Below are 21,032 nucleotides of genomic sequence, written 5' to 3'. Positions count from 1 at the left end.
GTAGGTCGGGTAAGGCGAAGCCGCCACCCGACATTAACGCAATCGGTAATGCATCAGATAGTACTCTCCCTCCGGAGAATCCCCCGTTGCCTCGATGTGCCAGCCATGACGCTGATAAAACGCGATAGCCCGTTCGTTTCTCACCAGACACTTTAACGCCCCCGTACTGGTAAACGTTTTTTGTACCTGTTCCAGCAGCAAACGGCCAACACCCAGGCTCTGATACTGCGGATCAACGAACAGATTGTGCAGAAAGTTATCATTCGTCCAGACTGACGCAAAGCCCACACGATGGCCGTTCTGTACAGCAACCCAAATCACTTCGTCTCGGGTTGCCTCGTCAAAATCTTCGAGTTGCCATTCTGCACCGTTCAGCCACGGCCACGCCTCGCGGCGGGCATGCAGGTAAAGGGTGCGCAGGAAAGGACGATCGCTCTCCTGCCACGGCCGAATATGGACGGTATCAGCGATGATAGAAGATATCTCCGTTATAGGCTTTATAGATCTTACCGTCGGCATCGCCGATCAGGACATAGTTCTCGCCCATATAGGTCCAGTGCGTACCCGCATCCGGCGCCGGGAGGTTACGCAGTTGATACTGTTTGATGGTGTATTCAGGGGTTTGATACAGCGCCGGAGCCGTGTCGCCAATTTTGAACTTCGTGAAATCAGCAATGAACTCTTGTTCTTCATAAGCTTTGATGCCGCCAGATGCTGACGCCGTTTGCGGGGCTGCCGAAGCCGCGCTCGCAAGAGACATTACTACACCCAGAAGCAGCCATGTACGCTTAGCCATTTTTTCTCCAGTTATACCGTTACTGATACGCTTAGCCTGCTGTGTTGACGATATGGCAGACAGCCTATTTTAAGTATCCCAGCAGAGCCTGTTAGAAAAAAAATGTAACAAAAGTGGACGGTTTTGTGTAGATCAAACGGTTAATACTATTTTGTTTATGAATATTATTTCCTAGGACTTATTCAGAACGGAAATATTTTTTTTAATTAATTCTGAAAATATAAGTTTACTCTAAATTTGTGACCTAAAATGCATGCATTTCATTTGAAGACGATTTAAACTTCTAAAAGCGGAGCGGTTTAATTCTCAATTCTACGTGGTTCCGGTCCTTCAGTTCATTCTACACATCATTCAGTGATGTGTAATTTTACGTAATTGCTTGAAAAACAGCATGTTGAAAAAGTAGGCGATTCTTCCGGAATGGCCTGTTATGCGTTTTTTGCGCTCATGAATGAAATATTAATTCTAATGAAAAACACAACCACATTATCTGTAATATTCTTAGCGATAAGTCAGTTGACGGGCTGCGTATTTTCTCCCGGGCAAACATTAAGCTCAGCGGGAAAAAACGTCATTACGTCGGGTGATGAAAATAATAATTTAGATAAGCGCGTGGATCTCTATCCTGTTACCCCTTCATTGATTGAGAAATTGCGCCCTGCCGTCACCAAATCTCAGTCTAATCCTAAGCTCGATGAGCAGGTCAGAAACTGGGAGTACCGCATTGGAACCGGTGATATTTTGACCGTAACCGTCTGGGATCACCCTGAACTGACAACACCGGCCGGACAGTATCGCAGTGCCAGTGACACCGGCAACTGGGTCAACGCCGACGGTACGCTCTTCTATCCCTATGTCGGCAAACTCCCGGTGGCAGGAAAAACGGTCTCTGAAGTCAGGGAAGAGATCGCCAAACGGCTGGATAGCGTGATCGAAAGCCCGCAGGTTGACGTCAGCGTGGCTGCCTTCCGCTCGCAAAAGGCCTATGTCACTGGCGAAGTCGTCAAATCTGGTCAGCAGGCAATCACCAATATTCCCCTGACGGTCATGGATGCCGTCAACGCGGCAGGCGGGCTTTCTGCCGATGCGGACTGGCGCAATGTGGTTCTCACTCACGAGGGGAAAGATTCGCGCCTCTCTCTGTATGCGCTGATGCAGCACGGCGACCTGACGCAAAATAAACTGCTCTATCCGGGCGATATTCTTTTTGTGCCTCGTAATGACGCCCTGAAAGTCTTCGTGATGGGGGAGGTGATCAAGCAGAGCACGCTCAAGATGGACAGGAGCGGAATGACCCTTGCTGAAGCGCTGAGCAATGCGGGCGGCCTGAATCAGGATATGGCCGATGCGACGGGCATTTTTGTTATTCGCTCCATTGCCAAAGGCAACGACGCGGGAAAAATTGCCAACATTTATCAGCTTAACGCGCAGGATGCCTCCGCGATGGTGTTGGGCACTGAATTCCAGCTTGAGCCGTACGACATTGTCTACGTTACCACGGCACCGCTGTCACGCTGGAATCGCGTCATTACGCAGCTCGTGCCGACCATCAGTGGCGTTCATGACCTGACCGAAACGGTCCGTTACATCAGATCGTGGCCGCAATAATGTTTGATTCCATCTTAGTGGTCTGCACCGGCAATATTTGTCGCTCGCCGATTGGCGAGCGGCTGTTGCGTCAGTTGCTACCGGGAAAACGGATAACCTCGGCAGGTATCTATGGGCTGGAGGGCAGCCCGGCGGATGTCAGCGCTCAGGACGTGGCCAGGCGACATGGGATCTCACTTGAGGGACATCGCGCGCGCAAACTGACCCCGCAGATCATGCGGGAATCGGATCTGATTCTGGTGATGGAACCTGCCCATCTTCGCTTTATCTCTGACATGGCCCCGGAAATTCGCGGCAAATCGCTGCTTTTTGGGCAATGGCTGGGGCCGCAGGACATCCCCGATCCCTATTGTAAAAGTCGTGAAGCGTTCGATTATGTTTTCGGTCTGCTGGGCAAAGCCAGTCAGGAATGGGCTCATCGTTTGAGTCAACAAGGAATGAAGCGTTAATGTCGTCTTACACAACAGACAGTTACGGTGCGGCAGCACCGGAGAATCATGAAATCGATCTCATTAGCCTGCTCGGCGAGGTGATCGATCACCGTGCAGTCATTTTATCGATAACTTTCCTGTTCACCCTGCTGGCGGGGCTGTATGCCTTTCTGGCCACGCCCGTTTATCGCGCTGATGCCTTAATCCAGGTAGAAGGAAAGCAGGATAACAGCCTGCTCAAAAATTTAAGGCAGTTTGGGAGTGAGATGTCTCCCGATGTCGAACCTGAAATTCTTCTGCTTAAATCGCGGATGATCCTGGGCGCAACCGTCGATGAATTAGGCCTAACGCAGCACGTGACGCAGCGTACGTTCCCGGTAGTGGGACGTCTGTGGGCACGGTTGCAGGGCCGTAAACCGGCGACGGTTGCCCTTGGCTGGCTGCAACTTCCCCCTGTCGAAGGCAAACCTCGCACCCTTGTGCTCACTGTGCTGGAAAAAGGGGCATACCGGCTGGAGGGGGATAACTTTTATGCCGAGGGCAGGGAAGGGAAACCACTGGAAAAAGCCGGCGTTTCACTGTTAGTGGTGAAAATGAATGCGCCAACGGGCACACAATTCACGGTGCAAAACAGCACCCGCCTGGAGGCGATCAATACGCTCAGCACCCAATTTAGCGTCGTTGAATCGGCAAAGCAGAGTGGGGTGCTGACGCTCACGCTGACCGGCAAAGATCCTGAGCGCATTGCGCATGTGCTTGACCGGATTGCCAACAACTATCTGCAGCAAAACATTGCGCGCCAGGAAGCACAGGATGCCCGCAGTCTTGCATTTTTGCAGAAGCAATTGCCTAAAATCAGAAGCGAACTGGATCTGGCTGAAGAGAGGCTGAATCAGTATCGCAAACAGCGTGATTCGGTGGACCTCTCCCTGGAAGCGAAATCGGTTCTCGAGCAGATTGTGAATATCGAAAACCAGCTCAACGAGCTGACGTTTCGTGAGGCGGAGATTTCTCAGCTGTTCAAGAAAGAGCACCCGAACTACCGCGCCTTGCGTGAAAAGCGTCAGACGCTTGAGCAGGAGAAGGTCCGCCTTAATCAGCGTGTCGCCGCCATGCCATCAACTCAGCAGGACATTTTGCGCCTTAGCCGGGATGTGGAGTCAGGCCGCACCATCTATTTGCAGCTCCTCACCCGTCAGCAGGAGCTGAACATTTCGCGCTCCAGCGCCATTGGCAACGTGCGAATTATCGACAGTGCGGTGACGCAACCCGATCCCATCAAACCGCGAAAACTGGTGGTCATCGTCTTAGGCATCCTGTTGGGGCTGATATGCTCAATGGGGCTGGTCCTGGTCCGTATGGCGCTCAGACGCGGCATCAACACCTCCGAGCAACTGGAAGGGCTTGGCGTACAGGTGATGGCCACCTTGCCCCGTTCCCAGTGGCTGTGGAAAAAAACCAACCTGCGTAAAAAACGCGTATTTGGCTCACGCTGGAGACACAAGATTATCGATGTCCCTTTCCTGCCGGTTGATCGGCCTGCGGATGTTTTTGTCGAGGCCGTGCGGGGGCTTCGCACCAGCCTGCATTTCACCTTGCAGGATGCCGCTAACCGGATCGTGATGATTTCAGGCCCAACGCAGGACTGCGGTAAAACCCTTGTCAGCACCTCGCTGGCCGCGATTGAGGCGCAGGCCGGGCTCAGGGTGTTATTCATTGATGCGGATATGCGCGAAGGCTATGTACACAACATCTTCGATCTGAAAAACCATTCCGGGCTTTCCGACGTGCTTGACGGAAAATGTCATTTCCAGGCGGCGATTCAGCGCTATGAGAAAGGCAACATTGATGTGCTGACCTGCGGGCCGGTTCCGTTACGCCCCTCTGAACTGCTGATGAGCGAACGCTTCAGGGCATTAATGACCTGGGCAGACGAGCATTATGATCTTGTGATCCTCGATACCCCGCCGGTGCTGGCCGTAACGGACGCCTCAGTGGCTGCCCCGGTGGCCGCCACCTCGCTGCTGGTGGCCCGCTATGGTAAAACCAGCCTCAAAGAGATGGAGAACAGCATTAAGCGTTTGCAGCAAACGGGGGCGCATATCAACGGCACCGTGCTGAACGATGTGGTGAAATCGGCAGCGCTGTATTACCGTGCAGGCTATGGCCATTACGAGTATGGCCAACGCCCGGCACGGCAACCGCACAAGGATTAGTGCTTCACCAGCGTGGCAAAGTAATACACCAGCGGAATGGCGAGGATCCAAAGACCAACGGGGATTTCTCGCCATTTTCCTGCAATCGCTTTAATGACGATGTAAAACAGCAGCCCTCCCGCAATCCCTGTCCCGAAGCTGTTGGCAATCAGAGTAATCATTACCATCATCAGCACCGGCAGCCCGTCGGTGAAGTTTGCCAGATCCACCTTACGCAGGCCGCTGAACATATTCAGGCCGATCAGGATCAGGGCAGGGGCGGTGGCTTCTTTTGGGATCATGAGCGCAACGGGCGTAAACAGCAGCATCAGCAAGAACATGACCGCAGCGGCCAGCGCCGTCATGCCGGTTTTCCCCCCCGCTTCTGCGGCCGCGGAGGATTCAATCAGCGCCGTGGCGGCAGGAATACCCACCCAGGGGCCAATCGCGGCGGCAATCGAGTCCACCATAAACGGGCGATTGATGTTTGCCATATTGCCCTCTTCATCCAGCAGCCCGGCTTCACCTCCCACCGCCAGCGTGGTGCCCATGGTGGAGAAAAACTCCGATGCGAAAAAGACAAACAGGAACGGCAGGAAGGCAATATTCAGCGCGCCCAGCATGTCGATATGGCCCAGCACCGGCGTCAGTGAATGAGGCATGTCAATAAAGCTGGCAGGAAGGTGAGTCACCCCCATCGGAATGCCCACGAGGGTGGCAAATAAAATGGCCCACAAAATGGCGCCCGGAATGCGACGCGCCTGCAGGGCAATGGCGAGGAACAGACCGCTGAGCGCCACCAGCGCGCCTGGGGAGAGAAAATCACCCAGCATCAGCGCGTTCGTTTTTGCGTTAGCCAGCACCAGCCCGGCATTGCGAAAGCCCAGTACGGCGACAAAAAGACCGATAGAGGCCGTCAGTCCCAGTTTGATGGACTGCGGTACGGAGCGGGTCACAACCTCTCGCAGGCCAAAACGGGTGAGCAGGAAGAACAAAATTCCCGACCAGCAGGCAATGCCCAGACCAATTTGCCAGCCGATGCCTTCACTGCCCGCCAGCGTTACCCCAACCAGCACCGAGCCACCAATGCCGGGCCCGACAATAAACGGCAGGTTGGCGTAAAACGCCATCAGCAGCGTACCGGCCACAAACACCAAAATGGTGCCGGTGGTCGCCGCGCCTTTATCCATCCCGCCCACGGCCAACAGCCCCGGGATGACCACCAGCAAATAGGCGGCGGCGAGAAAACCGGTGAGACCGGCCAGACACTCTGTGCGCACGGTACTGCCGCGCGTATGCAGTGAAAAACGACGTTCAAGCCAGTTCCCTGGTGCTGGCGAATTAACGGTATTGTCGGCCATTATCCGGCTCTCCTTCGGTATTATTGTGTGGTGTCCGGGGTTTCCCGGTAAGAAATCAGCGGATCGACAATCTGGCGCGTGCTGCCATCGGTCAGTCCAAGATCGGTTAAATGCGGCCCGGCGTTGCAGGCAAGGCACGTCCCTTCAATGGCTTTAAATACTCTGTATGGCGGCTCCCAGTCGGCAATCTGGCTGCTGCGTTCACGCAGTTCACGAAACTGGCGCGCCAGTTCCGCAGGGGCGAGTTCTGACAACATCCCCGCAATGGGCATCGCCACATGGGCGATCACGTCCCCGTTCTGGACCAGCGCCATCCCGCCACCGCTTTGGATCAGCGTGTTGGCGGCCAGTGCCATGTCATCAGGATTGCGTCCCAGTACCACCAGGTTGTGTGAATCGTGGGAGTAGCTGGTGGCAATGGCCCCCCGCAGCTCTCCCCAGCCTTCCAGCAGGGCGATTTGCGGTTTTGCCGCATGGCGCGCGTGGCGGTGCTGAACCCAAATCAGGCTAAAACCAGCCGGTATCTCAACGCGTCCGTCACGTACCCGGGCGTCGGTTTCTCCCCAGCGGGTAAAACGTGCGCCGCTGATATGACGCAGGCGCGCCACACCGTGGTTTGCGTTGTCGATGCGCATGTAAAAATCACTGGCGGTCAGCGACGACAGGCGCACGGTATCCCGGGGCAGCGTCAGGGGCGTATCAACAATCGGCTCGATCATCGCTCCGTCACGGGCAATGCATTTTCCGGCGACGTACACCCGGCGAGCCGTCAGTTTATCCAGTGAATCGAACACCACCAGATCCGCACAACGACCCGCGGCAATCAGCCCGAGATCGTTACGCTGCAGGCGCAGGGAAGCATTCAGGGTGGCAAACCGCAGCGCGTCCGTCGCCGGAAGGCCATGTTCAATCAGCAGGTTGAGCAGGGCGATGATTCCGCCTTTTTCCATCAGGATGTCCGGTGGGACATCGTCAGTGCAGACCGTGATTTGTGACGACAGATGCGGCAGCGTTTTCAGCGCGCTGACGATATCAGGCAGCAGATAAGGATGCGAGCCGCGGATCTCCAGCGTCAGCCCGGCGCGTAATTTTTCCAGCGCATCGTCGGCGGAGGTGAGTTCATGATCGGAGGTGACGCCCGCCGCCAGATACGCCTGTAAATCCGCGCCGCTCAGACCACGCGCGTGACCTTCAATCAGCTTCCCACTTTCCAGCCCGGCCTGCAGGATCTCCAGCATACGCTGACTGCCATTCAGCACCCCGTTCATGTCCATCACTTCCGCCACGCCGCGCACTTCGGGCCAGCCAAGCAGGGTATTCATCTCTTCGCCCGCAAAGTCTGCGCCGGACATCTCCAGCCCCGGTGTGGAAGGGACGCTCGATGGCGCCGCGACCATTACCTGCAGTGGCAGGTTGCGGCTCGCCTCAATGGCAAAGCGGACGCCCTCAATGCCCAGCACGTTCGCCAGCTCGTGCGGATCCCAGAACACCGCGGTGGTGCCCTGCGCCAGTACGATCTCTGCGTAGCGGGCGGGCAGCAGGTGCGAGCTTTCAAGGTGAACATGCGTGTCCATTAGCCCTGGAGAGAGAAACTGGTTGTTCAGGTCATGCGTCTCAAGCGCATCGTTGCGGCTGCCGCGTGGATGGACGCTGGCGATAAGCGAGCCGACGATGCCCACATCCGCGTCGCGGATCTCACCGGTTGCCATATCAATAACTCGGGTATGCGTAAGCAACAGGTCAAACGGCGTTTCGCCTCGTGCAGCCTTCACGGCGCGGCGTCGGGTTTCGGCAGTCATGCAATTAACAGTTCCAGCATTGAAATATTGACGTTACTCTATGCACCCGGCAAACGTTTGCCCAGCTGATAAAATTTATCGCCCGATAACCCCGGGTTATTCTGTGACGCGTGTAATGGATAATGATGACGGAACCCTGGCAGCGCTTGCCTGCGCTCTCCCTTCGGCAGCTACAGTATTTTGTCACTCTGGCGCAGCTGCGTCATTTTACGGATACCGCCAGTAAACTGGCCATCAGCCAGCCGGCGCTCAGCAGCGCCCTGCGACAAATCGAAACCGTGCTCGGCGGTAAACTGGTTAACCGTACCGCGTCGGCGGTCACGCTGACCGAGCTGGGGCACGCCATTTTGCCACACGCGCAGCGGGTGCTCAGCGTGGCGCAGCTGGCGTTTGATGATATGCAGCAGATTGTGCAGGCCGGCGGCGACGGCACGGTGCGGATCGGTCTGGTGCCTTCAGTCAGTTCGCTACTGTTTCCGCTGCTGCCGCAGACGCTGGCGCAGGCTTTTCCGCGCCTGCGGGTGGAGTTTCACGACCAGACCAACGATGCGCTGGTGGCGCAACTGCTGAAAGGGCAGATTGATTTTGGCATCGGGGCGCTGGACAACTCGGTACCCGAACAGCTGGACGTGTTCCCGCTGCAGGAGGATCCGTTTGTGGCCGTGTTGCACTGCGACGATCCGCTCGCCGCGTCGGCACATGTTCCCTGGAAACAGCTGGTGGGCCGGGATATTGCCGTTTTCTCAAAAGGCAATATTCAGCGGCTGGTCAATGCGCTTGCCGAAAGCCACCGTCTGTCCCTGCAGACCCGTTATCAGGTGGACTATATCGAGACATTATACGGGCTGGTGCGCTCGAAGCTTGCCGTGGGGATATTGCCTCAGCTTTACACCACCCACCTGCAGGACCCGCAGCTTAAGGTGGTTCACCTTCAGCAACCGGCCCTGGCGCGCACGGTGGCGCTGATGCGTGCCCCGCAGGCGCTGCCTCCGCTCATTGAGTCCTGCTTTACCCTGATGGTTGATACCTTACGCACCAGGTAGGGCGACACTTCTTTACAGCGAAACGGCGCGCAGCTCGCTAAGATGACTTTCGTTAAATCACGAGGTCACAATGGAAAACCGCAAATTCAGCCAACTGCGCCGCTGGGCGCGGGAAGGGATCATACTCGTACTGCTGGTGCTGGCCGTGATGTGGGGTGTGGATCAGTACCGCAAGCCGACATTACCCGCCACGTTTAGCGCTACTCCGATGCAGGGCATTGATGGCTCAGTACATGACATTGCCGCACTCAGTCAGGATCGGCCGCTGTTGATTTACGTCTGGGCGACCTGGTGCAGCATCTGTCGCTATACCACGCCTGCGGTCAATAGGCTGGCAGAAGAGGGCGGGAACGTGGTGAGTATTGCCATGCGCTCTGGTGATGACGCTAAGCTTGCGCGCTGGGTCGAAAAGAAGCAGCTGAAAATGCCGGTGATTAATGACGAAAACGGTGCGCTGTCACAGCAATGGCAGGTTAGCGTAACGCCGACGCTGGTGCTGGTCTCTAAAGGCAATGTCGTCAGTACAACAACGGGCTGGACAAGCTACTGGGGATTAAAAGTCAGGATGTGGTGGGCAGGGTTATAAAAATAGCCCCTCTTCCGGTGGAAGAGGGGCTGTGTATTACTTCGCCAGAACTTCCTGCGCAGTACGCTCAACCAGAGACAGCAGGGTTTTGATATCCTCCAGCGTCACGGTTGGGTTCAGCAGCGTCAGCTTCAGACAGGTCACGCCGTTATGCTCGGTCACGCCGACGTTTGCACGGCCGGACTCCAGCAGCGCATCACCAATTTTCTGGTTCAGCAGGGCGATACCTGCATCATCTGCCTGCACCTCGCCACGGAAGCGGAACAGCACGCTTGCCAGCTGTGGCTGCATAACCAGTTCCAGAGCGGGCTGCTCTTTCACATAAGCTGCAACCTGCTGCGCCAGCGTCACGCCGTGATCGATAATCGCCGCGTATTGCTCCTGCCCCAGTGCTTCCAGGCTCATCCACAGCTTCAGCGCGTCGAAACGGCGTGTGGTCTGCAGCGATTTGGATACCAGGTTCGGCACACCGGCTTCTTCGTCGAACTCAGAGTTCAGGTAAGCCGCCTGATAGCGCATCAGTTCATAGTGGCGCGCTTCCTTCAGCAGGAATGCACCGCAGCTGATGGTCTGGAAGAACTGTTTGTGGAAGTCCAGAGTAACGGAATCCACCAGTTCAATGCCGTCCAAGTAGTGACGATACTGCTCAGACATCAGCAGTGCGCCGCCCCAGGCCGCATCAACGTGTACCCATATGTTCTGTTTCGCCGCCAGTTCAGCAATGGCACGCAGCGGGTCAATAGCACCGGCATCGGTGGTTCCGGCTGTCGCGACAATCGCCAGAATCTGTTCGCCGTTGGCGTTGCACTGCTCGATTTTCGCCGCCAGATCGGTCAGATCCATGCGAGAGAATTCGTCAGTTTTCACCTGCACGACGGACTGATAACCCAGACCCATGAGCGCCATGTTTTTCTGCACGGAGAAGTGCGCGTTTTCGGAGCACAGTACGCGGATCTTACGCAGATCGCCCGTCAGACCATCCTGCTGGACAGAGTGGCCCTGACGTGCGAAGAACGCATCACGTGCCAGCATCAGACCCATCAGGTTGCTCTGGGTGCCGCCGCTGGTGAAGACACCCGCGTCGCCAGCCTGATAACCCACGCGGGTACGCAGCCATTCGATCAGTTTGATCTCAATAATGGTTGCGGACGGGCTTTGATCCCAGGAGTCCATGCTCTGGTTAGTGGCGTTAATCAGCACTTCCGCCGCCTGGCTAACGACCAGGCTTGGGCAGTGCAGGTGCGCCACACACTGCGGGTGATGAACGGACAAACTGTCTTTCAGGAAGAACTCCACGGCGCGTTCAATCGCCGCTTCGTTGCCCAGCCCTTTCGGGTTGAAATCCAGCTTAATGCGATCGCGCAGTTCCGCGACCGTTTTGCCCTGATACATCTCAGGCTGTTTCAGCCACTGCATCACAGCCTGAGTGCTTTGTTCAATCGCCTGCTGGTAAGCTTCAATGCTCTGCGCAGAGGAGAACAAAATTGGGTTTGAATCAGACATCGTAATCAACAACTCCGGTTACGCCGGGCGAACGCCCGCAGCAAGCAGTGCCTGCTCGAATTTATCCAGGAAGACTTTCAGCTCATCATCGCTGATCAGCAGAGAAGGCAGCAGACGCAGAACGATACCGTTACGACCACCGCGCTCCAGAATCAGGCCGGCTTCGAAGCACTTCTTCTGAATCAGTGCAGACAGCTCGCCATCACCCGGGAAGCAACCCATGTGGTCAGCGGCTTCGTGTGGCTTAACGATCTCAATACCGATCATCATGCCCAGACCGCGAACGTGGCCGATAACCGGATAGCGTTTCGCCATCTCGTTCAGCTGGCCTTTCAGCCATTCGCCCTGTGCAGCCACTTTGCCAGCGATGTTCTGGTCTTTCAGGATCTTCAGCGTCGTCAGACCGGTTGCCATCGCCAGCTGGTTGCCGCGGAAGGTGCCGGTGTGGTGACCTGGTGCCCATGCATCGAACTGCTTTTTGATACCCAGCACAGCCAGTGGCAGACCGCCGCCAACGGCTTTGGACATCACGATGATGTCTGGCTCGATGCCAGCGTGTTCGAACGCGAAGAATTTACCGGTACGGGCAAAGCCTGCCTGAACTTCGTCCAGGATCAGCAGAATGCCGTGTTCCTGAGTCACTTTACGGATGCGCTGCAGCCACTCAACAGGAGCCGGGTTCACGCCGCCTTCACCCTGAACGGCTTCCAGGATTACCGCAGCAGGTTTACGCACGCCGCTTTCAACGTCGTTGATCAGGTTTTCGAAGTAGTAGGTCAGCGCTTTCACGCCCGCTTCACCGCCGATACCCAGTGGGCAACGGTACTGGTGTGGGTAAGGCATGAACTGCACTTCTGGCATCATACCGTCTACCGCTTCTTTCGGAGACAGGTTACCGGTCACGGACAGTGCACCGTGAGTCATACCGTGGTAACCACCCGAGAAGCTGATGATACCGCTACGGCCGGTGACTTTTTTCGCCAGCTTCAGCGCCGCTTCCACGGCGTCAGCACCGGATGGACCGGTGAACTGCAGGCAGTACTCTTTGCCCTGACCAGGCAGCAGAGAGAGCAGGTATTCGGAAAACGCGTCTTTCAGAGGCGTAGTCAGATCCAGAGTATGTAACGGCAAGCCGCTGGTAATGACATTTTGGATGCTTTTCAGCACATCAGGGTGGTTATGGCCAAGCGCGAGAGTGCCTGCGCCTGCTAAACAGTCAAGGTATTCTTTATTATCTGCATCGGTGATCCACACGCCTTCTGCTTTAGTGATGGCTAAAGGCAGTTTGCGCGGATAACTCCTGACGTTAGATTCAAACTCGGCCTGACGGGCCAGATAGGTTTCGTTGCTTTTGTGGGCATCTACGGTGTCAATACGGACTTTATCCGTCATCATATCACTCCTACAACCGCCGCTTCGTTATGAGCCACGATTGAATAAAAAGTTAAAAAACAGATGGGGCCTGAAAAAAACGCCGCCAATATAGAGCCTTTTGCCACGGGGCTCAATGGTTAATTTGTTTACTGTTTTGTGACATGGGGCACAGGGGACGGAATATCCCCGTTTTGAGAAAGAAAATTATGCGTTATGGCAAATAAAAACAGCCGGTTACGTGCTAACTGCCCGGAGGGTAAAATCATAAAAAAGAGTGTGACAAATCGTGCCATTTTTCCCTGAAAGGGAGGTTGACCGCCTCCTTAGCCTGCTTATTACTGCGACAGGGCTAAAAAGCGGTGGTCATCATAGATGCGTAATGGAATTCCGCATTAAAAATGGACTTTCAACGCGCGTGGTTTCCCGATGGGTTTCACCGTTAATAATATGCAGAGCACTGAGGCGACCAATTTCATAATGCGGCAGTTGAACCGTTGAAAGAGGCGGAAGAAAGAGTTCTCCAATGCCCACCATATTGTCATAGCCGATAACCGCGATATCTTCAGGGATGCGAATTCCTTGCGCCAGCAGGGTCTGGTAAACCATCAATGCGATACGATCGTTGCCGCAGATAACCGAGTCGAATTGGGGAAGGCCATTCTGAATGTGCGCCTGCAGAACTGACGGAATGTCGCGATAGTGCTCGTCCCCAAACGCCATATAACTATGATCCAGACGGTCCGGGTCGAGCCCCGCTTCACGGCATGCACGTTCCAGCCCGTGACGGCGTCGGGTTGTGGCCAGATGATCTGCGGGTAAATGCAGGCACAGGGGCTGTCGATAGCCTGCGGCGAGTAACGCCTGTACGGCGGCGTACTGCCCCTGTTCATCATCAGGAATATAGCTGGCGACCTTTTCATCGATACTTTCGCAGTTGGCCAGCACGCAGGGAAGGGTAAGGAGCTTGGCCGGGAGAGGAACCTGACGTAATCCCATGGTGGTGTAAATAATGCCGTCCGGGCGGTGAGAGAGCAGCAGATCGACGATTGCCTCCGGGTTGTCATCGGTAAACATATTCATGACGAAACTGTTCCAGCCGTGCATCCGGGCCGTCTCTTCAATGGACAGCGTAATCTCCACCGAGAAAGGTGTCGTCACCGTATCAAGTGCCAGTACGCCTATGGTTTTTGGCGAGGCATGCGCGCCGCGTACTTTCTTGGCGGAAAGATCGGGTACGTAGCTAGTCTGCTCAATAGCCTGCTGTACGCGTGCCAACGTTTCCGGTTTAAGGCGCTCCGGGTTGTTAAGCGCGCGTGAGACGGTCATCAGCGATACGTTAGCCAGCTTTGCGACGTCCTTCAGGGAAGCCATTTTCTTACTCCGTTAATGTCACGTGTTAAAGAGTATACAACTAAGTTACTGATGTAAAAGGAAAGTGGGTATGTGAGTGAAGCCAGACAAATATCAATGATGAATAGTTGATCGCGATCTCACTCCTTTAATGTTAACGTTAACTTTCGTGATTAACATCATGAATCTGATCCAAACCGCATGAGCAGTGCTCAATGTTAACGTTACCATTTTGTCATTACTCCAACATGAGAATGTCATGATGAAAACGCATCACTCTCACAGCTACCCCTTATTGAGCGCATTACTGTTTTTCTTTTTTGTCACCTGGTCTTCTTCCGGCTCTTTGCTTTCCATCTGGCTCCACCAGGAGGTGGGCTTAAAAGCGGGCGACACCGGCATTATCTATGCCGTGCTTTCTGTCTCCGCGCTTTTCGCTCAAATCTGCTATGGATTCATTCAGGACAAACTTGGTCTGCGCAAGAACCTGCTCTGGTTTCTGACCAGCCTGCTCATTCTTTCTGGTCCGGCCTTTTTGCTGTTTGGTTATCTGCTGCAGATTAACGTCTTACTCGGCAGTATTTTCGGCGGGATTTATATCGGCCTGACGTTTAACGGTGGGATAGGGGTACTGGAGTCCTATACCGAGCGTGTCGCCCGCCAGAGCCAGTTTGAGTTCGGCAAAGCGAGGATGTGGGGATCGCTTGGCTGGGCGGTGGCAACCTTTTTCGCGGGACTTCTGTTTAACATTAATCCGAAGCTGAACTTCGCTGTCGCGAGCTCTGCAGGACTGCTGTTTTTTGTTTTGCTGGCGCGTCTCAGGGTCTCTTCCGCCCCGCACGCCATGCAGGAAGCGGTGTCAGGCGGTAAAGTCACGCTGGAAGATGCATTGCGTCTGCTGACGCTGCCGCGGTTCTGGGCGCTGGTATTTTTTGTTATCGGCACCTGTATTTATGGCGTTTACGACCAGCAGTTCCCGGTCTATTTCTCCTCCCAGTTCCCGACGTTACAGGAAGGAAACGCCATGTATGGCTATCTCAACTCCTTCCAGGTTTTTCTTGAGGCGGCGGGCATGTTCTGCGCCCCATGGCTGGTGAATCGCCTTGGCGCAAAGAATGGCCTGATTTTTGCGGGAATGGTGATGGCGATGCGTATGGTGGCTTCGGGGCTGGTTGAGGGGCCGGTACTGATCTCCATTACCAAGCTATTGCACGCGGTCGAACTGCCCGTTTTGCTGGTCTCAATTTTTAAATACAACAGCTTACATTTCGATAAACGGCTCTCTTCCACCCTCTATCTGGTGGGCTTTGCCTGTACCAGCTCAGTGATCGCCTCGGTCCTGTCGCCGCTGGCGGGTTACAGCTATGAGAAATATGGCTTCGCCCAGTCCTATCTCATTATGGGGCTGTTAGTTTTCAGCACCACGTTTATCTCCATCTTCCTGTTGCGCTCGGGTAAATCCTCTTCAGACCCGCTCATGCCGCAACCTTCCACCATCTGATCGAAAGAGTAGAAAAATGGCGTATTCAATTACTAAAGCAGAGCAGGAACTTCAGTCCAGACGCGAAGGGCTCAACCTGCGCTGGTATCCGCGTTACCACCTCGCTGCGCGCGCTGGCTGGATGAACGACCCAAATGGCCTGGTCTGGTTTGACGGCTGGTATCACGCTTTTTACCAGCATCATCCGTACTCCACCCAGTGGGGGCCTATGCACTGGGGCCATGCGCGCAGCAAGGATTTAGTTCACTGGGAACATCTCCCCGTTGCGCTGGCGCCGGAAGGGCCTGAAGACAAGGATGGCTGTTTTTCCGGATCGGCGGTGGTGGATGGCGATACGCTGGCGCTGATTTACACCGGACATAAATTCCACGGCGATCCTGATGACGAGGCGAATCTCTACCAGGTGCAATGTCTGGCGACCAGCCGTGACGGCATTCATTTTGTCCGGCAGGGAATGATCGTTGATACCCCGCCAGGTCTGCATCACTTCCGCGATCCGAAGGTGTGGCGTGAAGGGGAGAGCTGGTACATGGTTGTCGGTGCACGAGACGGTGAGACGGGCCAGGTGCGCGTTTATCGTTCTGCCGATCTGCGTGAGTGGCAGGATATGGGCGTGCTGGCGGTGGCTGAAAAAGAGATGGGCTACATGTGGGAATGCCCGGACTTTTTCATGCTCAATGGCAAACGCGTGCTGATGTTTTCGCCTCAGGGGATGGCCGCTGAAGGATTCAAAAATCGTAATCTTTTCCAGAGCGGCTATCTGTTGGGCGAGTGGCAGCCCGGGCAGCCTTTTGTGCGGGAAGGTGAGTTTGTGGAGATGGATCGCGGGCATGATTTCTATGCGCCACAAAGTTTCCTCACGCCTGATGGTCGCCGCATCGTTATCGGCTGGCTGGACATGTGGGAATCCTCCCAGCCGGAACAGGAGGACGGCTGGGCAGGCATGCTCTCTTTACCGCGCGAACTGACGCTTAGTGCGGATAACCGTCTGCAAATGCGACCGGCCAGAGAGGTCGAAGGTCTCCGGCGAGCGTGGTTCCCCTGGCCGGTCAGTACGCTGACTCATCAGCAGATGGCTCTGGTGGAGCGCTGCGACGCGATGGAGGTTATTCTGCAGTGGGATTGTGCCAATAGCAGTGCCGAGCAGTACGGCATGAGTCTGGGAGAGGGGCTGCGCGTCTACGTGGATGCTCAAATGCAGCGTCTGGTTCTTGAGCGAAACTATCCGCAGTATGGCCTGTGCGGGACACGAAGCGTCGCGCTGAACCTGGATAATACGCTTAATCTGCGTCTGTTCTTCGACAGTTCATCCGTGGAAGTTTTTGTCAATGAAGGCGACGCGTGTTTAAGCAGCCGAATTTATCCTGAGGCAGGGCGAAGGGAAATAAACGTATTTGCCTGGGGTGGCTCAGCGTTATTATTCGAAGCCGGAGCCTGGCAGCTGGAGTGACGACTTCCCGTTCATTCGCATGGTGAGTTTGCAATAAAGGGGCAGCCACCCCTTTATTGTTGCCGGTTTAGATCATCATTTTGACAGCTGGCTGTTCACAACAATTCCCTTTTCAACCACCAGCGTTAAGATATATCCCTGTTTATGCCATTTACCGTTGTTTGGTTTCCATCCTTGCCCCAGCAGGAATGCCGCACCGTCATCGATGGTACCGTTCATTACCGCTTCGGCCTCGCTGGAGAGCTGTTTTAAATCACGCGATTGACTTTTATCTGAATTTGCAGTGCATTCGCCGTTAGCTTCCTCAACCTGCGTACATCCTGAATGAGTAAGCTCTTTTCTGTGCTTATGTGTCATTTGTGCATGTTGCACCGCATGAGCCGCATTCGCAAAAGCCGCATTCATCGACGCGTTGCTGATCGCTGCCTGGCGTTGTGATTCTGCGAGATAACAGGTGTCTTTAGAAATGCCTTCATTAAGACACTCCTGCATCCTTGACGCCTTTGTTGCACATCCGCCGAGAAAATACGCTATGCCGAGTATGACTACAGTAAATATCGTTTTTTTCATTGCGCTAACATCTCAATTTTAATATATGCTGTGATGATAATAATTATTATAAAAATAACTATCACCGCTAATGACCAGTAAATGATTTTAATTTTACACCCCAGTAGATCATTTAATTGCGCTCTTGCTTTGATATAAACAAAGCATGTCATTGTAAGAGCAGATATCTAAATTATTTCAGGAATTTAAACGCAACTTGCGATTAATGGTTTTACTCTATGTGGTTGTTTTTAATTACCAGCCAAGCCCTATACCCGCCCCTACAGCATAATCGTTATTCGTTGTGGTGGTGACACCCGCTTTCACAATGGCATGTTCACCCGCATGGAAGGACGCGCCTACCGCAACGGCGCTTTCGTCATGAAAAGTCCCGGCACCCGCACTCACCATAAACGTTTGATCCCGCTCGACTTGCGGCATTGAAGCGATAGCAACGGCACCGGCGATTCCACTACGGGACTCTTTTTTATTATCGTCCACGTCGTCTTTAAGGCTTTTAAACTGTGCGTTAGAACTTTTTTGCTGCTGAATAAGCATTTGTCGGGCCGCGTTGAGCTCCTGTGCTTGCCCGGCTGTTTGCGTAGTCAGCGTATTGATCTGTTTAACGGCGGCTGTATCAGTGACATTACGGGTGATAATCGTCGTCACGCCGTCTTTGCCCGGACGGCCATCGCGACCATTAATGACCAGGTTGTGTTGACCGTCTAAATGTGTTGCCTGCGCGGTTTTCAACGCCGTTGCAGAACCATCAACAGAGGTTTGTATTGGGTCAACCGCAATTTGTTTCACGGGAGTTTTCTGCGGCGGCAGAACAGGCGTGGGCGCCTGACCAGGCTCAATATGCTGCCCGTCCAGGTGAGGGGCTAATAATACTGGCTGTGGTGCAACCGGTGTTTGTTGCGTCGGCAGGGTAATAACAGGTGTGGCAGTAAATTGCTCATTCTTTGCGGAAATATATGCGTCCCCCCAACTGGATGTAACCGGCGAGGTAGAGGCAAGAACTGCTGTGCCAGGAACAGAAGTTAAAATAAAAACAGATATGGCGGTTTTAATACATTTCATTTCCAAACTCTCATCAATAAAATTATTTCGCTATCCTGGCGGGAGGATATAACGTCTTGTTATATTTAATTTAAAAAAGGAGGTTACGGTGATTTTTTCTAAATCACTTTTTTTGTAACGCGCAGCAACTATCCCGGATATTCACGTTTTATTTATTGATCTTCATCAATGCTGGCACGCATGGCTAAAAAGGGGAGTTTGAGAGCGGATTGATCTACTCATTATAAAACAAGGAGTTAATATTCATGGGGATTGACGGGTGTTCTTGGGTAAAACTAAGAATACATTAATCTTGCTTATCTGTTTTCGTCAAAAAATTACATTATTACGCCTGTTTAATTAATTTATTTAAAGCGTCTTTTGGTTTTCCTTTCTATTGATTTCGTTATTTGTTTTGAATGAAACTTTTATGATTGCCTCTGCAAAATATTTTCCACATGAAAAAATATCATGTTGTAACGGTTTAAAAACAACGAATTTATCGTGTTTAGGTAACAATGATTTAATTATCGCGAAACGTATAGCTAAAAAATACAGGAATGATCTCCCTACGATAAGCTGCGGCCACATGCTGCATGCGACTGGCCTTGTAGAAACCCCTTGCACCGTGGCCTTCGCTACGGTTACACTAAATTCAAGCAAATGTTTGTATTTAAGTGTTTGTGTTAAAAGTATTTTGACTCGGGGTGCCCTTCTTTGTGAAGGCTGAGAAATACCCGTATTACCTGATCTGGATAATGCCAGCGTAGGGAAGTCAGATGCCTCCCCTGGTCATCGCTTCTTCACGCAAGGCAGGAGCGAACCTATGCAGCCTGACCTGCTCGATTTACACGTTTTACATCACTTCCGAACCCGTTCCCCGCTTACGCACTGTATGACCAACGATGTCGTGCAAACCTTTACGGCCAACGTTCTGCTGGCGCTTGGCGCTTCTCCGGCAATGGTAATTGAAGCCGAAGAGGCCGAGCAGTTTGCCGGAATGGCCGATGCGCTGCTGATTAACGTCGGTACCCTCACCACGCCCCGCGCGCAGTCGATGCGTCGGGCTATTGAGAGCGCGGTGGCGGCAGGCAAGCCCTGGACGCTTGACCCGGTTGCGGTGGGCGCCCTGGCGTTCCGTACCCGCTTTTGTCATCAAATCCTTGCCCTGAAACCAGCCGCCATTCGCGGCAATGCGTCGGAAATTCTCGCCCTTGCGGGGATGAGCGCAGGGGGGCGCGGTGTCGATACCACCGACACCGCCGCTGCCGCTCTACCCGCCGCGCAGGCGCTGGCTCGCCAGACCAATGCCATTGTGGCAGTTACGGGGGAGGTGGATTACGTCACCGACGGCCAGCGCACCCGAATGGTTGCGGGCGGCGATCCGTTAATGACCCGCGTGGTGGGCACCGGGTGTGCGCTCTCGGCGGTGGTGGCGGCGAGTTGTTCCCTGCCGGGGGAGCGGCTGGATAATGTTGCCGCTGCCTGCGGATGGATGAAGCGTGCCGGAACGATCGCCGTTGCGCAGTCTCAGGGGCCGGGCAGCTTTGCCAGCGCGTTCCTTGATGCGCTGCATAACCTGGAGGCACAGGCATGAAACGAATTAATGCTCTGACGATTGCCGGTACCGATCCAAGCGGCGGTGCCGGTATCCAGGCCGACCTGAAAACGTTCTCCGCTCTTGGCGCTTACGGCTGCTCGGTGATCACCGCCCTGGTGGCGCAAAACACGCGCGGCGTGCAGTCGGTCTACCGTATCGAACCTGATTTTGTCGGTGCACAGCTGGACTCGGTATTCAGCGATGTGCGCATCGACACCACCAAAATTGGAATGCTGGCAGAAACGGATATCGTCGAAGCGGTGGCCGAGCGGCTGCAACGTTATCAGGTGCAAAATGTGGTGCTGGATACGGTGATGCTGGCTAAAAGCGGTGACCCGCTGCTCTCTGCCTCTGCTGTTGAGACATTGCGCAAGAAACTGCTGCCGCAGGTGGCGCTGATTACGCCAAATCTGCCGGAAGCGGCCGCACTGTTAGACGCGCCACACGCGCAGAACGAACGTGAGATGAAAGAGCAGGGGAACGCCCTGCTGGCGATGGGGTGCGGCGCGGTGCTAATGAAAGGCGGCCATCTCGATGACGATGAAAGCCCGGACTGGCTCTTTACCCGCGACGGTGAACTGCGTTTCACGGCCCCGCGCGTGCATACCAAAAATACCCACGGTACGGGGTGCACGCTCTCTGCCGCGCTGGCGGCGCTGCGTCCACGGCACAACAGCTGGGACGATACGGTACGCGAGGCCAAAACGTGGCTCTCGGCCGCGCTGGCAAAAGCCGATACTCTGGAAGTGGGTCACGGTATTGGGCCGGTTCATCATTTTCATGCATGGTGGTAAGCCAGTATACTGGCAGGAAACACCACGCCT

At 54.4% G+C, this 21,032-nt stretch carries 18 protein-coding genes and 1 riboswitch; of the genes, 9 read left to right on the top strand and 9 right to left on the bottom strand.

Annotated elements, in window-relative coordinates; translation table 11 throughout:
• Positions 1-33 precede the first annotated feature (33 nt).
• Positions 34-519, bottom strand: coding sequence for a GNAT family N-acetyltransferase (locus tag ACQG22_RS15485; protein ID WP_028028119.1), 486 nt, complete (start codon positions 517-519; stop codon positions 34-36).
• Positions 464-796 (bottom strand): RcnB family protein, encoded by a 333-nt coding sequence (locus ACQG22_RS15480; RefSeq protein WP_013097925.1) that lies wholly within the window; start codon positions 794-796, stop codon positions 464-466. The genes ACQG22_RS15485 and ACQG22_RS15480 overlap by 56 nt, the downstream gene beginning before the upstream one ends.
• A gap of 468 nt (positions 797-1,264) precedes the next feature.
• On the opposite strand from ACQG22_RS15480, the gene ACQG22_RS15475 reads away from it, so the two are divergent.
• Genes ACQG22_RS15475 through etk form a run of 3 tightly spaced genes read left to right on the top strand, consistent with a single transcriptional unit; the run spans position 1,265 to position 5,051 of the window.
• A complete protein-coding gene (locus tag ACQG22_RS15475) occupies positions 1,265-2,404 on the top strand; it encodes a polysaccharide export protein (RefSeq protein ID WP_023622076.1) in 1,140 nt (379 codons plus the stop codon).
• The gene (locus tag ACQG22_RS15470) at positions 2,404-2,853 is read left to right on the top strand and encodes a protein-tyrosine-phosphatase (RefSeq protein ID WP_013097923.1); all 450 of its coding nucleotides are present in this window, start codon (positions 2,404-2,406) and stop codon (positions 2,851-2,853) included. Before ACQG22_RS15475 ends, ACQG22_RS15470 begins: the two co-directional genes overlap by 1 nt.
• Entirely contained in the window at positions 2,853-5,051 is a 2,199-nt protein-coding gene (etk, locus tag ACQG22_RS15465; protein ID WP_369706648.1) for a tyrosine-protein kinase, read from the top strand. Before ACQG22_RS15470 ends, etk begins: the two co-directional genes overlap by 1 nt.
• Here etk and ACQG22_RS15460 read toward each other — a convergent pair.
• Together ACQG22_RS15460 and ACQG22_RS15455 are read right to left on the bottom strand one after the other, a co-directional pair.
• Complete coding sequence (locus ACQG22_RS15460; protein WP_029881774.1) at positions 5,048-6,391, bottom strand: NCS2 family permease; 1,344 nt, start codon at positions 6,389-6,391, stop codon at positions 5,048-5,050. The two genes, etk and ACQG22_RS15460, sit on opposite strands and share 4 nt — an antisense overlap.
• Positions 6,392-6,411: 20 nt before the next feature.
• Positions 6,412-8,190 (bottom strand): adenine deaminase, encoded by a 1,779-nt coding sequence (locus ACQG22_RS15455; protein ID WP_102752094.1) that lies wholly within the window; start codon positions 8,188-8,190, stop codon positions 6,412-6,414.
• A gap of 122 nt (positions 8,191-8,312) precedes the next feature.
• Here ACQG22_RS15455 and ACQG22_RS15450 point away from each other — a divergent pair, with 122 nt between their 5' ends.
• Both ACQG22_RS15450 and ACQG22_RS15445 read left to right on the top strand, forming a co-directional pair.
• A complete protein-coding gene (locus ACQG22_RS15450; RefSeq protein WP_162780648.1) occupies positions 8,313-9,233 on the top strand; it encodes a LysR family transcriptional regulator in 921 nt (306 codons plus the stop codon).
• 70 nt (positions 9,234-9,303) lie between these two features.
• The gene (locus ACQG22_RS15445) at positions 9,304-9,819 is read left to right on the top strand and encodes a protein disulfide oxidoreductase (protein ID WP_102752095.1); all 516 of its coding nucleotides are present in this window, start codon (positions 9,304-9,306) and stop codon (positions 9,817-9,819) included.
• A gap of 36 nt (positions 9,820-9,855) precedes the next feature.
• Here the strand turns inward: ACQG22_RS15445 and ACQG22_RS15440 are convergent, their stop codons facing one another.
• From ACQG22_RS15440 to ACQG22_RS15430, 3 genes are all read right to left on the bottom strand, one after another.
• The gene (locus tag ACQG22_RS15440) at positions 9,856-11,322 is read right to left on the bottom strand and encodes a pyridoxal phosphate-dependent decarboxylase family protein (protein ID WP_013097917.1); all 1,467 of its coding nucleotides are present in this window, start codon (positions 11,320-11,322) and stop codon (positions 9,856-9,858) included.
• A gap of 18 nt (positions 11,323-11,340) precedes the next feature.
• Complete coding sequence (locus ACQG22_RS15435; protein WP_013097916.1) at positions 11,341-12,717, bottom strand: diaminobutyrate--2-oxoglutarate transaminase; 1,377 nt, start codon at positions 12,715-12,717, stop codon at positions 11,341-11,343.
• Between the two features lie 345 nt (positions 12,718-13,062).
• Entirely contained in the window at positions 13,063-14,067 is a 1,005-nt protein-coding gene (locus ACQG22_RS15430; RefSeq protein ID WP_040022477.1) for a LacI family DNA-binding transcriptional regulator, read from the bottom strand.
• 238 nt (positions 14,068-14,305) lie between these two features.
• Here ACQG22_RS15430 and ACQG22_RS15425 point away from each other — a divergent pair, with 238 nt between their 5' ends.
• Complete coding sequence (locus tag ACQG22_RS15425) at positions 14,306-15,547, top strand: MFS transporter (protein WP_020690161.1); 1,242 nt, start codon at positions 14,306-14,308, stop codon at positions 15,545-15,547.
• A gap of 16 nt (positions 15,548-15,563) precedes the next feature.
• A complete protein-coding gene (locus ACQG22_RS15420) occupies positions 15,564-16,997 on the top strand; it encodes a glycoside hydrolase family 32 protein (protein WP_148790473.1) in 1,434 nt (477 codons plus the stop codon).
• 75 nt (positions 16,998-17,072) lie between these two features.
• Here the strand turns inward: ACQG22_RS15420 and ACQG22_RS15415 are convergent, their stop codons facing one another.
• Together ACQG22_RS15415 and ACQG22_RS15410 are read right to left on the bottom strand one after the other, a co-directional pair.
• Positions 17,073-17,567 (bottom strand): hypothetical protein, encoded by a 495-nt coding sequence (locus ACQG22_RS15415; RefSeq protein WP_187443934.1) that lies wholly within the window; start codon positions 17,565-17,567, stop codon positions 17,073-17,075.
• Between the two features lie 234 nt (positions 17,568-17,801).
• Positions 17,802-18,629, bottom strand: coding sequence for a YadA C-terminal domain-containing protein (locus tag ACQG22_RS15410; protein ID WP_148790472.1), 828 nt, complete (start codon positions 18,627-18,629; stop codon positions 17,802-17,804).
• 672 nt (positions 18,630-19,301) lie between these two features.
• Positions 19,302-19,398, top strand: a riboswitch (TPP riboswitch).
• A gap of 36 nt (positions 19,399-19,434) precedes the next feature.
• On the opposite strand from ACQG22_RS15410, the gene thiM reads away from it, so the two are divergent.
• Together thiM and thiD are read left to right on the top strand one after the other, a co-directional pair.
• Positions 19,435-20,205 carry a hydroxyethylthiazole kinase gene (gene thiM, locus ACQG22_RS15405; RefSeq protein WP_335278827.1) on the top strand — a complete coding sequence of 257 codons (771 nt, stop codon included), beginning with the start codon at positions 19,435-19,437 and terminating at the stop codon, positions 20,203-20,205.
• Positions 20,202-21,002, top strand: coding sequence for a bifunctional hydroxymethylpyrimidine kinase/phosphomethylpyrimidine kinase (gene thiD, locus ACQG22_RS15400; protein ID WP_038420163.1), 801 nt, complete (start codon positions 20,202-20,204; stop codon positions 21,000-21,002). Before thiM ends, thiD begins: the two co-directional genes overlap by 4 nt.
• Positions 21,003-21,032: the final 30 nt, after the last annotated feature.

The organism is Enterobacter cloacae complex sp. 309I3 (assembly GCF_050031595.1).
Classification (GTDB): domain Bacteria; phylum Pseudomonadota; class Gammaproteobacteria; order Enterobacterales; family Enterobacteriaceae; genus Enterobacter; species Enterobacter cloacae.
The sequence above is the reverse complement of the archived record's forward strand: the minus strand, read 5'-3'. Positions and strand labels throughout refer to the sequence as shown.